The 14,321-nt window shown below is 63.4% G+C and carries 12 protein-coding genes; 6 read left to right on the forward strand and 6 right to left on the reverse strand.

From position 1 onward, the window contains the following. The first annotated feature begins 3 nt into the window (after positions 1-3). The gene (locus GII31_RS00650) at positions 4-651 is read left to right on the forward strand and encodes a GNAT family N-acetyltransferase (RefSeq protein WP_213245859.1); all 648 of its coding nucleotides are present in this window, start codon (positions 4-6) and stop codon (positions 649-651) included. A gap of 462 nt (positions 652-1,113) precedes the next feature. Then, complete coding sequence (gene dnaB / locus GII31_RS00655) at positions 1,114-3,327, forward strand: replicative DNA helicase (protein WP_213245861.1); 2,214 nt, start codon at positions 1,114-1,116, stop codon at positions 3,325-3,327. Between the two features lie 37 nt (positions 3,328-3,364). On the opposite strand, the gene GII31_RS00660 is transcribed toward dnaB, so the two are convergent. Continuing rightward, positions 3,365-4,426, reverse strand: coding sequence for an ATP-binding protein (locus tag GII31_RS00660; protein ID WP_213245863.1), 1,062 nt, complete (start codon positions 4,424-4,426; stop codon positions 3,365-3,367). Between the two features lie 147 nt (positions 4,427-4,573). On the opposite strand from GII31_RS00660, the gene GII31_RS00665 reads away from it, so the two are divergent. Together GII31_RS00665 and GII31_RS00670 are read left to right on the forward strand one after the other, a co-directional pair. Further along, positions 4,574-6,427, forward strand: coding sequence for an ABC transporter ATP-binding protein (locus tag GII31_RS00665; RefSeq protein ID WP_213245865.1), 1,854 nt, complete (start codon positions 4,574-4,576; stop codon positions 6,425-6,427). A gap of 659 nt (positions 6,428-7,086) precedes the next feature. Then, positions 7,087-7,287: a hypothetical protein gene (locus GII31_RS00670; RefSeq protein WP_213245867.1), complete on the forward strand. Its 201-nt coding sequence runs from the start codon at positions 7,087-7,089 to the stop codon at positions 7,285-7,287. A gap of 14 nt (positions 7,288-7,301) precedes the next feature. Here GII31_RS00670 and GII31_RS00675 read toward each other — a convergent pair whose 3' ends face one another. From GII31_RS00675 to GII31_RS00695, 5 genes are all read right to left on the reverse strand, one after another. Then, positions 7,302-8,855: a CotH kinase family protein gene (locus GII31_RS00675; RefSeq protein ID WP_213245869.1), complete on the reverse strand. Its 1,554-nt coding sequence runs from the start codon at positions 8,853-8,855 to the stop codon at positions 7,302-7,304. Between the two features lie 4 nt (positions 8,856-8,859). Beyond that, the gene (locus tag GII31_RS00680; RefSeq protein WP_213245871.1) at positions 8,860-9,537 is read right to left on the reverse strand and encodes a DUF4956 domain-containing protein; all 678 of its coding nucleotides are present in this window, start codon (positions 9,535-9,537) and stop codon (positions 8,860-8,862) included. Between the two features lie 87 nt (positions 9,538-9,624). Then, positions 9,625-10,569 carry a polyphosphate polymerase domain-containing protein gene (locus tag GII31_RS00685; RefSeq protein ID WP_213245873.1) on the reverse strand — a complete coding sequence of 315 codons (945 nt, stop codon included), beginning with the start codon at positions 10,567-10,569 and terminating at the stop codon, positions 9,625-9,627. Positions 10,570-10,668: 99 nt separating this feature from the next. Then, a complete protein-coding gene (locus GII31_RS00690; RefSeq protein WP_213245875.1) occupies positions 10,669-12,096 on the reverse strand; it encodes a sensor histidine kinase in 1,428 nt (475 codons plus the stop codon). A 41-nt stretch (positions 12,097-12,137) separates the two neighbouring features. After that, entirely contained in the window at positions 12,138-12,851 is a 714-nt protein-coding gene (locus GII31_RS00695; RefSeq protein ID WP_260840219.1) for a response regulator transcription factor, read from the reverse strand. A gap of 235 nt (positions 12,852-13,086) precedes the next feature. Here GII31_RS00695 and GII31_RS00700 point away from each other — a divergent pair, with 235 nt between their 5' ends. Further along, positions 13,087-13,629 carry an MspA family porin gene (locus tag GII31_RS00700; protein WP_246222038.1) on the forward strand — a complete coding sequence of 181 codons (543 nt, stop codon included), beginning with the start codon at positions 13,087-13,089 and terminating at the stop codon, positions 13,627-13,629. A gap of 42 nt (positions 13,630-13,671) precedes the next feature. Then, positions 13,672-14,313, forward strand: coding sequence for an MspA family porin (locus tag GII31_RS00705; RefSeq protein WP_213245877.1), 642 nt, complete (start codon positions 13,672-13,674; stop codon positions 14,311-14,313). Positions 14,314-14,321: the final 8 nt, after the last annotated feature.

The following is a 14,321-nucleotide window of genomic DNA, read 5'->3' on the forward strand; positions in this document are numbered from 1 at the left end:
GTGGTGAGCGGCTGGCTGGGCACCGAGAAACTGATTGCGGAGCGAATAACTCTGCGCCCATTCACGTTCGACGATGCCGAGCAACTGGCGCGGGTCGTCGACGATCCCGGTCCCTACCGCTGGACCAGCGGTGTCCCCACGGATGTCGGGTCGGCGCGGCAATGGATCGAGAAGGCACTGGCCGACCCTGAGTACCGTGTCGCCTACGCAGTCGTCGACAACGACAGCGGTCGTATCCTGGGCTCCACGAGTTTCTACGAGATCGATCCGGCTAACCTGTCGACGTCGATCGGCTACACCTACTACGCCACCGAGGTGCAGGGCACGACGGTCAACCCGACCGCCAAGTACCTTCTGCTCACGCACGCCTTCGAGGATTGCGGCGCGGTGCGCGTGGTGTGGCATACACACGAGTCGAACGCGCAATCGCGGGCGGCGATCGCGAAGCTGGGTGCCACCTTCGAGGGCCTGCTGCGCAAGCACCGGCGGTTCGGTACCGGGGCGAGCGGAGCGACGGGGGATATAACCGAGCCGGGCGTAGCGACGAGGGATACAACCGGCTGGCGGACCACCGCGCAGTATGCGATGACCGATGACGACTGGCCGGCGGCGCGTGCGGTGTTGCTGGGCCGGATGAGCGGTTCGCCGTAGTCGCTCGGTTGTGCGGGCACTACGGGCGTCATGAGTTCACCGCCGGGTCGCTCTCGTGTGGTTGTCCAGACCGGTGCAAGACACGCCCGGCGAGGTTATCCCGACACGCCGCGCGATCGAGAATTTTCTACTGTGGAAAGTCGTTGACGCTCTGACCTGCTGAAACAAGATTTTGGCCCAGGGAATTCCCCAGGTTTTCCCCACTGTGTGCACAACCATCCCCACGGTCTGCACAGAAACTCCACAGGCAGTCAACAACCCTGTCCACAGGCCCGGTTGAGAGCGCCGCACCATAGGGCCTAGTGTCTCCCGAAGTGTCTCGACCGACCGCGTAGTGATCGATCGGGGCGGCGATCTTCAGAGCCGTGCGATCTATGTCGGGACACGTAGTTCCGGTGGATGTCGGAATGATCGGGACAGGTCGGATGCGAGTTCGGCGGGCAGTACTGAGGGGTTTCACACGTGGCAGTTATCGATGATCACGGGCAGGTACCCGGGTCGGACGATGCTCCCCCGGAGCGGGACTTCGGTCGGCAGCCCCCGCAGGATCTGACGGCCGAACAGTCGGTTCTCGGCGGCATGATGCTGTCCAAGGACGCGATCGCCGACGTCATCGAGCGGGTGCGCTCGGGTGACTTCTACCGGCCGGCACACCAGTCGGTGTACGAGGCCATCATGGAGCTCTACGGCAAGGGTGAACCCGCGGACGCGGTCACCGTGTCGGCGGAGCTGGAACGCCGCGGCGAGCTGCGCAAGATCGGCGGCGCCCCGTATCTGCACACGCTCATCTCGACGGTCCCCACGGCGGCCAACGCCGGCTACTACGCCGAGATCGTCGCCGAGAAGGCGATCTTGCGCCGGCTGGTGGAGGCGGGCACCAGGATCGTCCAGTACGGCTACGCCGGGGCGGATGGCCAGGATGTCGCCGAGGTCGTCGACCGTGCGCAGGCCGAGGTGTACGAGGTCACCGAGCGGCGCACCGCCGAGGACTATGTGCCCCTCGAAGAGCTGCTGCAACCGACGATGGACGAGATCGACTCGATAGCCTCCCGAGGTGGCCTTTCGCTCGGCGTGCCCACCGGTTTCGCGGATCTGGACAAACTCACCAACGGTCTGCACCCGGGGCAGATGATCATCGTCGCGGCTCGACCGGGTGTCGGCAAGGCGCTCGCGCTCGACACCCCGCTGCCCACTCCGAACGGCTGGACGACGATGGGCCGGGTCTCGGTGGGCGATTATCTGCTCGACGCCGACGGCCGCCCTACCCGGGTGGTCGCGGCCACGGACGTGATGACCGAACGCCCCTGTTTCGAGGTGGAGTTCAACGACGGCGCGGTGCTCGTCGCCGACGAACAGCACCAGTGGGTGGTGAAGGTCGACGGCGAGCGGGTCACGATGACCACCGAGGCGCTGCGGGGGCACGTCGGGTGTGCGATCGTCGGCAACACCAAACCGCTGGAGCTACCCCGCAAGAATGTGGCGTACGGTCCGTATACGGTTGCCGCCCTTGCCGGTATGGCTTTCGACGACCCCGAGATCGCGATGCGCATCGACGCCGAGGGCCCGGTTGACGTGATGACCTTGATGGCCGATCTCGGTGGTCTGATCCCGCTGGAGTATCTGCGCGGTTCGATCGCCCAGCGCCGAGCGCTGCTCGCCGGACTGCTCGATGCCCGCGCCACCGTCGACGACGACGGTTGGATCATCGTTCCGGCCGCCACCCGCCACATGACGGCTGTCGTGGCTGATCTTGTTGCCGGACTTGGCTACAATTACAAGCGCTCGGCCACCGGCTGGCTTCGTGTGGATGCGGACGACGACGTTTTCACGTTGCACCACAAGGTGATCCGGCACAAGGAGCTGCGCCGCAAGGCCGGTGTGCGTCGGGTGGTGTCGGTGCGCCCGGTGCCGAGCGTGCCGGTGCGGTGCGTGCAGGTCGACAACGACGACGCCATGTACCTGGCCGGTGAGGCGATGGTGCCCACCCACAACTCCACGCTCGCAATGGATTTCCTTCGGTCCGCGGCGATCGGCCACCAACTGACGTCGGCGATGTTCTCGCTGGAGATGTCGAAGATCGAAATTGTTATGCGCCTGCTGTCGGCGGAGGCGAAGATCAAACTGGCCGACATGCGTTCGGGTTCGATGAGCGACGACGACTGGAGCCGCCTGGCGCGGCGGATGGGCGAGATCTCCGAAGCCCCACTGTTCATCGACGACTCACCCAACCTGACGATGATGGAGATTCGTGCCAAGGCCCGCCGCCTCAAACAGCGCCACGATCTGAAACTCGTTGTCGTGGACTACATGCAGCTGATGACCTCCGGTAAGAAGGTCGAATCCCGTCAGCAGGAGGTCTCCGAGTTCTCCCGTTCGCTGAAACTCCTGGCCAAGGAACTCGAAGTCCCCGTCGTCGCGATCTCGCAGCTCAACCGTGGCCCCGAACAGCGCACCGACAAGCGTCCCCAGGTCTCGGACCTGCGTGAATCGGGATCACTGGAGCAGGACGCCGACATGGTCATCCTGCTCCATCGCCCCGACTCCATCGAACGCGACGACCCGCGCGCCGGCGAAGCCGACATTATCGTCGGTAAACACCGCAACGGCCCGACCGCCACCATCACCGTCGCCCACCAGCTCCACCTCAGCCGCTTCGTCGATATGGCGCGGGGGTAGGGTCAGGTCGTCGCCGGGCCTTTCAAGTTCAGAACACTCATTGCTCGGCGGATAGCAGGAAATCGGGAATTCGCAGGTGGCGGATTCCGTCGGTGTTGTCGCCGGCCATCGGGTCCAGGGTGAGCACGTACTTGGGATGGTTGTCGTTGATCGCTTCGAGCGGGGCGTACTCGCGTCGGCGGGTTTCCGGTGAGAGCGCGATGGTGGTGGCGACTTGGACGTAGCGGACATCGTTCTGACGGGTGGCAACGAAGTCCACTTCGGTGGCGCCTACCTTGCCGATGGTGACGTCGTATCCCCGGCGCCGAAGTTCCATCCAGATGATGTTCTCGAGGACGCCGGGGAGTCGTTGATCGGAGTATCCGAAGAGTGCGTGGACGATGCCATGGTCGCCGACATAGTGCTTTTCATCTGTACTCAGTAAGGCTCGTCCGCGAAGGTCATATCGTGGCACCCGCGCGATGACAAAGGCTTCTTCGAGCGCCGACAGGTAGTTGAGTACTGTTTCGTGGCTGATGGACCGGCGTTGGGATTTCATGAAACCGGCCACCCGTCGAGCTGAGAAGGGGTTGCCGACGTTGTCGATTGCGAAGGTGGCCACGTGTTCGAACATGTTCGCATCGCGGATCTTGTGCCGGGTGAGGACATCACGGACGAGCGTCGACCGGAAGATGTCGGTGACGACGGACCGGGCATCCGGCTCGTCGAACGAGACAACGTGAACGCCCGGGAAGCCGCCGAAGCGCAGGTATCTCGCGAACTCGTCGTCGATTCGGGTCATGTCACGCTGGGAGAATGCTTCGCCGAAGGCCAGATGTTCGGTGAACGAAAGCGGCCATACCTCGATCGAGACGTAGCGGCCGGCGATATAGGTTGCGAGCTCACCGGACAGCAGATGGGAGTTGGAACCGGTGATGTAAAGGTCGGCTCGTCCTTCCGCGACCAGGGAGTTGACGAGCTTCTCCCAGGGGTATCGATGAGCGGTTCTATCCGATCCAGGTAGAGCGGGCGGTCGACAAGTTCCACGAGAGCTCCTACTGTGGCGATTGTAATCGCCACAGTAGGGCATCTTGGTATAAATGGCGGTTCTGATCGCCATAGTGATCCGACGGCAGTCCCATCTCGATGATGCTGTCGAAACGTCCGCACCCGGAACCCCTGGTTCGGGGACCGACTATGGATATCCTGCTGCCAGGGCCGTCGAACGGCCGGGGTTCGACCGAACAGTAGGGCAGAGGGTGGGGATATGGCCGGATTGCGGAGGTCACGATGGAGTGCCGCTCCCGAACCGGAGGAAGCCGACGAGACGGCGAACAGACCCGGCGAGAGGGAGACCGGGCCCGCCGACGACCGTCCGGATTCACTCAACGTCCTGACGACCATCCGCCGGTTCTCGCCGCTGCTTGCCGGGGAACGCTGGAAATTGGCACTGGCGATCGTGCTGTACCTCCTGGAGGTGGGCACCACCGTCATCACGGTCGCCCTATTCGCCCACATCGTCGAGAACGTGCTGGTCGCCGGGGATCTCGGCGCACTGACCCGGCCGATGCTGATCTGGGTCACGGTGTCACTGTTGGGCGCTGTGTTCTCGTACGTCGGCAACGTGATCGGTGGTGCGGTAACCGAGAAGGTATTGCTGCGCCTGCGTGACCAGCTGTACGCCCATACTCAGCGGCTGGCTCCGCATACGCGGTCCCGCTTCGGTACCGGCGATCTCATCGCACGCCACAGTTCCGACGTCGAGGCCATCGACAGCCTCCTCTCGTCGGGAATCATCTCCGCCGTCGTCGCCGTCGTCAGCCTCGTGATCTATGCCACCGCGGCGTTCGTAACACAGTGGGATCTCGCGCTGTTCGCGATTGTCCTGGCACCCTTGTTGTGGGTGATCGCACGATGGTTCGGAGTCGTGGTCAAACGTGCCTCCCGCCGGGAACGCTATGCCAACGGCAAGATCAGCACCCTCATCCAGGAAGGCCTGACCAACTCGTTGGCGATTCAGGCGGACAACCAGGTCGGTAGCGACCGGCTGCGCGTGCTGCGGCAATCCCGACGGTGGCGTGATGCCCGAATGGCGGAGATCAAGGCGAACGCCGCCTTCGCCGAGGCGGTCAGTACCGCCGAGGTGCTCTGCATGATCGCCGTCCTGTTCTTCGGTGCGTGGCAGATCTCCACCGGTCGCGCGAGCATCGGTACGCTCATCGCGCTGACCGGTTATCTCGGCTATCTCTATCCGCAAATCCAGACGCTCGGCGGGCTGGTCGTGGAAGTCACGTCCGCGACGGCCAGCGCCGAACGCGTCGCGCAGGTGCTCGACGAGCCCATGGGGATCGTCGACGCCGATGATCCCGCCCTCGACGACCCGACCGTTGTCGCCGACGCCTCCGACGGTGCCGCCGAGGCAATGCTCACCCGGCCGGTGATGGGTCCCGTCGCGGATATGGCGTCCCTCGTCTTCCGCGATGTGGGCTTCAGTTACCCCGATTCCGAACACCCCGTCCTCGAACACGCGGACCTGACTATCAACGATGGTGATTTCGTGTCGGTGCTGGGTGCCAGCGGCGCGGGCAAGAGCACCCTGGCCTACTTGCTGCTGCGCTTCTACGATCCCGACACCGGAGAAATCCTGTTGAACGGCAGCGATATTCGATCGCTGGGCATACCCACGTTGCGGGCCCATGTGGCGATGCTGCCGCAGCAGGTGGCCCTCTTCGGTGGAACGGTCGCCGAGAACATCGCCTACGGCCGTCCCGAGGCCACCGACGACCAGATCCGGCGGGCGGCCGCCTCAGCCGACGCGACCGAGTTCATCGAACGACTGCCGGGCGGGTTCGACGCCCGGCTGGCCGAACGCGGGACCAACCTCTCCGGCGGGCAGCGACAGCGCATCGCCCTGGCGCGGGCGTTCCTGCGCGACACTCCGCTGCTGATCTTGGATGAACCGACCACCGGCCTCGACGCCGCCACCACCGCACGTGTCATCGAGCCCATGTGCAGGCTGGCACAGTCCCGTACGACGCTCCTGATCACCCATGATCCCCACGTCGCGGCACTGGCCGACTACACCGTGGAGGTTGACAGCGGCCGGTTGCGGCGGCGCTGAGCCAGGTCACGGCCATTGTCGCCCGGACATGACGACGAGTCCCCGTCGCTGCTGCGACGGGGACTCGAAACCATCGATTTCCGGTTGCCGGGGTCAGCTACCCCAGGGGAACGACCACGGGCGTGGCCTGCGGGGCTGCGGAAACGGTGCGATCGGCGTGCGACGCACGGGAGGGCCGACAGGGCCACGACCAGGGGCAGGGCCGACAGGGCCACGTGGTCCGGGACGCCCGCCGGGTCCGCCGGGTCCGCGAAGTGGAGGCATGGCATTTCTCCTTCGTCCGGTGACACCGTCAGATGACGTCATCACAACTGAAAGCGCCGATGAGTATCGGTACTGAGAAGGACGGTATCCCCGGAATCAAAGGTACTTCAAGCATCGACCGGCCCGAATGGCGTCAGCTGCCGATTCGGGCGGAATATCCGGACTATCCGCCGCACGGAATCTTCAAATAAAATCCCGCTGATCTGTGATTCTGTCGGTTTGCTGTGAATACCGCGGCGAAGCTGCTGACTTACTGTGAATCTATGCCGAGTGCTCCACATCGTGTTGCGGACAGATAGGAGCGCGGCCCCGCGGTCGAGATCGCAGAGCCGCGCTCATGTTGCAGCGATCGGAGTCCGATCACATCATGAACGAATCGGTCCGGATCACTGTTCGTGTCGTCGGCGCAGAAACTGGCCACCGCGACGAAGATCCTGTCCCAACTACTCGGGCCCGATGCGGACGTCGATGACGTGTGCACCCGTATGACGATCGTGATCTGGGTCGGCATCGGCGTGATCTGCCTGATCGTCGGCGTGAGCGATGTTGCGTGGCGGCGGAGGCGTTGCCGGGGGAGCAATACCGCTCATCGCTGATCGTCATTGGTTATTCATGCGGAACGCTTGGCCGCCAGTGCTTTCGACCGCTGTGCGATCCACGACCGCAGATCCGCCACCGCCGAGTCACGATCGCTCTCGGACAGTTTGGCGGTGATCGGCACACGATCAGCCACCTCGGTCAGGATCGAGTCGGCCATCCCGTCCCGGTAGATCTGCTCGTAGAGCTTCCAGTAGGTTTCCTCGTAGGTGGCCTTGAACGCGGTCGAGGCCAGGAATCGGGTCTTGAGCGGATTCTGTGTGTCCCGCATCGCACCGCCCGGACCGGCGCCCTGTCCCTGCGGTGCGCCGGCGCGCGTGTCGGTCTGGGCGTCCGTAGTCTGCGCCTTTTCCTGCTGCTGCCGGTTGCCTCCACCGGGGCCGATCGAGGTCTTGTCGAACGGACCCGCGTTGACGTCTCCGTTCATGGCCAGGTTCAGATCCCAGGAGATGACGGTGAACTTCTTGGTCGCGAGGTCGTACCAGAGGTAGTAGTTCTGTCCGGGCCCGCTCATGTCGTCACCGTTACCCAGCAGATTCTGCGTGGCGACGTACTTCGTGAGGGAGTCGACGTCCACCCGCTGCGCAAGGTCGGAATCGAATTCCTCGTCGTCGGCCCGGTCGAGCCAACGTGCCAGGTTGATGATGGGCTGCAGATTTCCCGCATCACTAGAGTTGATCTGCGTGAACTGTTCAGAGTAGTCGGACTGATCATCACCCACATACGTCAGCCGAGAGTTGGCGTCGGCCTTGTACAGGTACCCATTCGACTCGAACAAGCTGTCGGCGTATGCCTCATCAGGATGTTCCAGGATCAATTTCGAGGCCGTCTCACTGCCGTTGATCCGGTAGGTCACGTACGAGTAGCGCTGTGTGGGCTGATCGGTCCGAGCGGTCACCGACAACGCGGTGGCCTCATTCAGCACCGGGGTGCCAGGTCGGACCGAGAGTTCTGTCATACCCTGGTAGGCGCGTCCGTCGTAGTACTCGTTGAAGCTCAACAGCAACGGGAGCGACGTCGGATCGTCTTTCGACACCTGTGGCATGGTCCTGCGCATCCGCTCCAACTGGGCGGTGTTCGGTGCACCGTCCGCTTGACCCGCGTCCGGCGGACCCGCGTCCCCCTTGTCGCCCCCGGGCCGGAATCCGTTGCCACGAAGTCCCATCAGTGTGGAGTTGCCTTTGAGGCGGACTGCTACGTCGTTGATGAACGTGCCGTCGATGACCACATCCGCGGCAACCCAATCCTTATCGCCGTTCTTCTCGTACGAATCGAGCAGATCCCGATATTCGGCATCGGGAATGTCTATTGTCAGACGGTGTTCGCTGGAGGTGTCGAACAAGTCGACCGTGCCGGCGATGTTGGTCGTGATCTCGGAGGCAATGGTCGATTCATCGCCGGTGATGATCGGACTGATCTTCCAGCCGCCGGCGACCGTGGCCGACAGCGCGACGAACGCGGCCAGGATGACAGGGATCTTCCAGTGCTGGCGAACCGATTTCGGTATCCGATGGCGCAGCCGGGAGCGCGGAGGCCGGTTCGGCGACGGTTGTTCGGCGTGCTCCATCGCGTCAGATGTCGGTCTGGTCGTATCCGGTCAGAACCGTGACCCGTTGGCCCGTATTGACCCCGCTGAGCGCCGCGATGAGTTCGCCGGGCTTCTTTCCCTTCTTGAGCTGGGCGGTGTAGTACAACTCGGACAACGCCCCGGAGCGGACCGACTCGGTGGACACCAGCTCGTACTCCTTGCAGTTCTCGATCATCACGTCCTCGACCCGTGCGGTGTACTCGGGCTCCGGTGGCACCTGTACCTTGACCACCTGTCGCTGGACATCGAGCTTGAACCAGTTGAACTTGCTCATGAGTACCAGCACGAGGCAGATCGCGACAGTCGCCGCGATGGCGAGAACGTAGAAGCGTGTGCCGGTTGTCATACCGATCGCCATCACGAGGAAGATGAACCCGACATCGCGAGTTTCCTTGACGGCGTTACGGAATCGGATGACCGACAGTGCACCGACCAGGGCGAAGGCACGCGCGATGTTCGAGCCGACCACCAGCATGATCAACGAGACGACCATGCCGCACAGCACCAACGTCTGTACATAGGACTGGCTGTACGAGACATTCTTGTGAGTGGCCCGATAGACCCAACCGATGATCGCCGAGAGCACGAACGACAGGGACAGCGAGGCGATGATGTCGAAGGTGGTGAATGTGCCGCTCAGGTCTTGGATATCGAAGTTCATGGGCCTTCTTTCATTATCGGCTTTCTTTTATTGTCGTGGACGGCCTTACGCCCCGGGTGCCGGACTACCCGTTGGCACCCGGGGTCGCTATGTCGTGGTTGAGGTGGTGCCGGACGTGGTCGACAGATCGCGGTGGGAACTCAGCAGATCGGTCGGCACATAGTCATATCCCTCGGGCGGCACGATGAGTTCGGGTGCTCCGAGCCGGGATCGCGGAGCAAGGCCGAACGCCTGCACCGACTGGCAGTACTTGGACACCCGGATAACGGACATGTCCATCCGTGCGGTGAGGTCGGTGACCCAGTACGGGACGCGCTCATTTGCCTTGACCTCGACGATCGCCAGTTTGGGAGGGATCGTGAAGCGATTCTCCGCGGGTGCGCCGAAGTAGAAGTCACGGTCGCGGCCGTGGACCTTGTGGTCGATGGTCACCCGGAGACCCAGGTCGGCGTCCCGGCCGACGAATGCCTCGCGGAGGTAGCCGGTGGTGACCGTCGGTCGCAGGTCGAGATTGCCGATCAGCGTCGTGACCTCCTCGACGAACGGACGCTGCGACGGATCGCAGTCGATGGGTTCGCGATCGTCCAGCCATCGACGGGCGATGCCGTAGGGCATCGCGGTCCGACGCTTCTGCGTGACGCGGTTCACCCGCTGCTTGATCTCGATCTGAACCGGGGTCTCCTCGGTACAGTCGGCAGGATCTCCGTAGAGGCGGATCCGGAGCTTCCGGCGGAACTTGAGACCTTCGATCTTCTCCCAGTAGAAGCGCAGATCCGGCGTGTCGTAGTAGAGCGACGTAACGGGGTATCCACCGATGGGCGAATATGGGTCGGAGTTCATTCGCGCCGTGAGTTCGCTCCTCAACTCCGGCACGCGAAGCTCGTCGACGAAGTACTTGATCTCGTAGCGGTTGAAGGCATGCAGTTTGCTCGCGGTCTGCTGATATCCGGCTGGACGCGCCGGGACGGGTGAGTCTTCGGCCTGCGTCGTCGAAGGCTCGTCAGTTCGCGCGAACCAGTCCCTCACACCCATACATACCTCTCTCGTCGTGGCCGGATGAACACCACATCACGACGATCAGTACAGATGGTGAACATTCGGTGACTGTCTGGGGAGGCTTGGAGTTTGCTGTCAGCCCAAGGGGAGGGTGACCCTGAACGTCGCGCCTCGATCGGTGTCGAGCAACTCCACCCGGCCGCGGTGCGCGGTGAGGATCGCCGCCACGATGGACAGTCCGAGCCCGGATCCGACACCACGCTCACGAGACTCGTCGGCCTGGTAGAAGCGTTCGAACACGTGCGCCGATTTTTCCGGCGGAATACCCGGGCCGTCGTCGATGACGTAGACGTTCACGCCATCCTCGGCGGAACCGGCCGCTCCGGCTACTGCCCTGGCCGGCAGCGCCGCACGCTCGTCGGGAGATCGGTGCGGCTCCGCGATCACTATGCGAACGGAACCATTCGTGTGGACCAGCGCGTTCCCGATCAGGTTGCCGAACACCCTCCGCAAGGCGCGGTCGTCACCACGCACGATCACGGGCGTCTCGGCGCCGGTGACCGTGACGTCACGAGTCGGCGCCCCCGATCTCGCCTCGTCGGCTGTGTCGCGGACGAGTTGTGCGATGTCCACGTCGACAGTGCGGAGTGCGGGCCGTTCGTCGTATTCGGCCAGCTCCACCAGATCGTCGACCAACCTGCCCATACGCTGCGCAGCCGTTTCGATTCGCGCGACGATCTCGCGGCGCGTCGCTTCATCGCCGGGCCCGTGGCGATACAGTTCGGCGTATCCGCGGATCGCCGTCAAGGGTGTCCGTAAATCGTGCGAGGCATCAGCGATGAAAGTACGCATCCGTTGTTCGGAGCCGGCCAGTTGCTGCATCACGTCGGCCAGGCGATCGAGCATCGTGTTGAATGCCTCGCCGAGGCGAGTCACCTCGGTGTGACCGTCGACGCTCACCCGCCGTTCCAGATCGCCGTCCGCGATGGACGTCGCAGCGATCTCGATACTCGTCAGGGGGCGCAAGCCTATTCGCACCACGACAATGGCGACCATGGTCATCACCAGAAGGAGAATGGCTCCGGCGATGAGCTCGATTGATCGCAGCCACGCGACGGTGCCGTCGACGGTCTCCATGGAGATGGCCACTGCCGCGGTCTCCGATGAGTTCTCGGCGGCAGCTCCCGTACGCACGAATGTGCGCACGCGCCAGCGTACGTCGGACTTCTCGTCAGGAGCCGTGAACGGCTTCGGCCCCCGCGTGCGCACGGCCTCGGTGTTCATGTCCGGCAGATGGGGGTAGGTGCTCTTCCCGACGGGAGCACCCAGTCGGATCATCGGTCTGCCGTCACCGTCGAAGTACATCAGCCGGAACTCCGAGGGCGCTTGGTCCGCCTCCGGCAGCGACTTCGGTGGTGGCTGACTTGTGCCGCTGATGTCGGTGGCTATCACGTCGAGTTGCCCATCGAGCCGAACCTCCTGGAGCCTCTCGAGCACGAGTGTGCTGATAGCCCCGAAGATCACGAACCCCACGACGGTGACCACCATGAGCGCGGCGACCAATCGGCCTCTGATACTCCATTTTGCCGGTCTCCGAATCGCTTTCACGTTCGCGGAGGCTCGCTGCGGATCGTGTAGCCGATTCCACGGACGGTCTGGATGAGAGGGGTCCGGCCATCGTCGATCTTGCGCCGGAGTTGACTGACGAAAGTCTGGACCACTCGTTCGTTTTGTCCCTCGCCGTATCCCCATACGTGCTCGAAGATCTGGTTCTTGCTCATCACCTTCTCCGCATTCCGGAGCAGGTAGTCGAGAACATTGAACTCGGTGGCCGACAGCCGTATCTCGTCTCCACCGCGAAACACCCGATGAGCGTCGAGGTCGACCTCGAGGTCGCGATAGACGAGTCGCGAACTCCCGGTGTCCTCGCCGCGCGTCCGCCGCAGGATCGCACGAATGCGCAAGACGATCTCAGCGATACTGAAGGGCTTCACGACAAAGTCGTCCCCACCGGACTCGAGCCCATCGATGCGGTCCTGCTGGGTACCGCGAGCGGTCAGGAACAGGATGGGGACATCGTCGCCGCGGGAGCGCAGTGTTCTTGCCACGGCGAACCCGTCGAGATCGGGCAGCATGACATCCAGCACGATGAGGTCGGGATCGGTGCTGATCGCGACGCCCAGCGCGGTCTTGCCGTCAGCCGCTTCGAGAACCTCGAACCCGCTCATCCGCAACGACATGCACAGCAGGTTGCGAATGGACTGTTCGTCGTCGACGACAAGGATCGTTGGCAATGCCTGGGCCGGGTTCTGACGCACACGCCGAGGATAGGCCCTGATGAGCGCGGTACCGGCCTCCCCGGGAGTTGCGGGAGGTCTGCACAGCGAACTCACAGATTCACCATCAGTTCACCAGAGTTTCGCCTGGTGTCGTGGATGCATTCATGTAGCAACGCGGGTGTGGCCCGCCGACGAAGGACTGACTGCATTGTTCGATGATCGATCAAGCCTCGGGCTCTCCGGAAAATGCGTCCTTGCCGCGACGATCGTGGGTGTGGCCGCGACGAGTCTGCTGGCGATGTCGCGTCCTGCGTCTGCGAACGCCGACACGACGGTGCGGCTGCCCGGCGGCTGGCGAAGCGAAAACGGCTACACCATCAAGCGGAGCAACGAACGGGCCGTGATCTCGCCGGCCCTCAATGCGAACGGCACCGGACGGACCGCCTGGGTGAGTGGGGTCGTCTCCGGCACCGCACCCAAGGGCGTAGACGCCGAGTTGGAGGTCGGCTACATCGTCGGTTGCCAGGTCGACATCTCCGGCTTGGCGGGAAGTCTCGGCGGTGAGCTGACACTCGATTCGTCGGCGTTGTCCGCAGGACTGTCGATCCCGTTGAAGGTCGGTGAGGTCAAGTACAGCAGGGTGACCGATATCGATCTCGTCGATGGCCGCGCCAGCATCCGGTACGCGAGTCAAGGGCTCGAGATCACCGGATGCGGGGGCTACGCGCAGGCCCGATCCGTCACCAAGATCGAAACAGGCGAGGGCGCGCACCGATACGTGGGCTGGCTCTATGGCCGACCCTTCAGTCTCGGCTGATCCCCGCCACCGTCTACATTAGGGCACAAAATGCATCCTTTCATGAAGCGACCGATGGTCATCTCGGCGTCGGGAGCCGTATTTGTCGCAGGATTGTCCCTCGGTACGTCTCCGGCCGCCGCCGACACCCGGGTGGATCTGCCCAGAGTGCAGACCGTCAGCCGACTGTCCGACGGTAGCGCCATCACTGTCACAGCCGATGATCGTGCGCGGATCTCACCGTCCATGGGGGGCACGCCTTTGCACCGCAATGTCTGGGTTTCCGGAACGGTGCGGGTCAAAGCAAGCAGGACAATGACCAAGGGCCGGTTGGAGGTCGGGTACATCATCGGGTGCCAGGTTGCATTCGGGGCCGGTGCCGATGGCGAGAGCACCTCCGAAGCCGGTGACAGTGCAGTGGAAGTCGACGCATCTGCCGGCGGCGAGATCACGTTGGGTCCTGGTGACGTGGAACGACAGCCGGTCCTGTCGTTCACTCAGAAAGACGATAACGGGGACACAGAAAGAGTCGGCTACTACACTTTCGACGGACATTCGGCGAGCCTGACGTTCACCGACAAAACCTTCGGATTGACCGGGTGTGCCGGCTACGCGCAGGCGCGACTGTATGCCAACGTCACCGCTTACGAGAAGTCCTCGAAGACGAAGGTCGCCGTCTACGGCAAACCGTTCAGTATCGGCTGATGTGATCC

This window comes from Gordonia pseudamarae (assembly GCF_025273675.1).
In the GTDB taxonomy this organism is placed as follows: Bacteria; Actinomycetota; Actinomycetes; order Mycobacteriales; family Mycobacteriaceae; genus Gordonia; species Gordonia pseudamarae.

Excerpts from the sequence above, each read along its gene's own strand:
- GII31_RS00660 (WP_213245863.1), bottom strand. The coding sequence starts at position 4,426 with ATGGCGATCAGAACCGCCATTTATACCAAGATGCCCTACTGTGGCGAT.
- GII31_RS00675 (WP_213245869.1), bottom strand. The coding sequence starts at position 8,855 with ATGGAGCACGCCGAACAACCGTCGCCGAACCGGCCTCCGCGCTCCCGG.
- GII31_RS00685 (WP_213245873.1), bottom strand. The coding sequence starts at position 10,569 with ATGGGTGTGAGGGACTGGTTCGCGCGAACTGACGAGCCTTCGACGACG.
- GII31_RS00665 (WP_213245865.1), top strand. The coding sequence starts at position 4,574 with ATGGCCGGATTGCGGAGGTCACGATGGAGTGCCGCTCCCGAACCGGAG.
- GII31_RS00680 (WP_213245871.1), bottom strand. The coding sequence starts at position 9,537 with ATGAACTTCGATATCCAAGACCTGAGCGGCACATTCACCACCTTCGAC.
- GII31_RS00705 (WP_213245877.1), top strand. The coding sequence starts at position 13,672 with ATGAAGCGACCGATGGTCATCTCGGCGTCGGGAGCCGTATTTGTCGCA.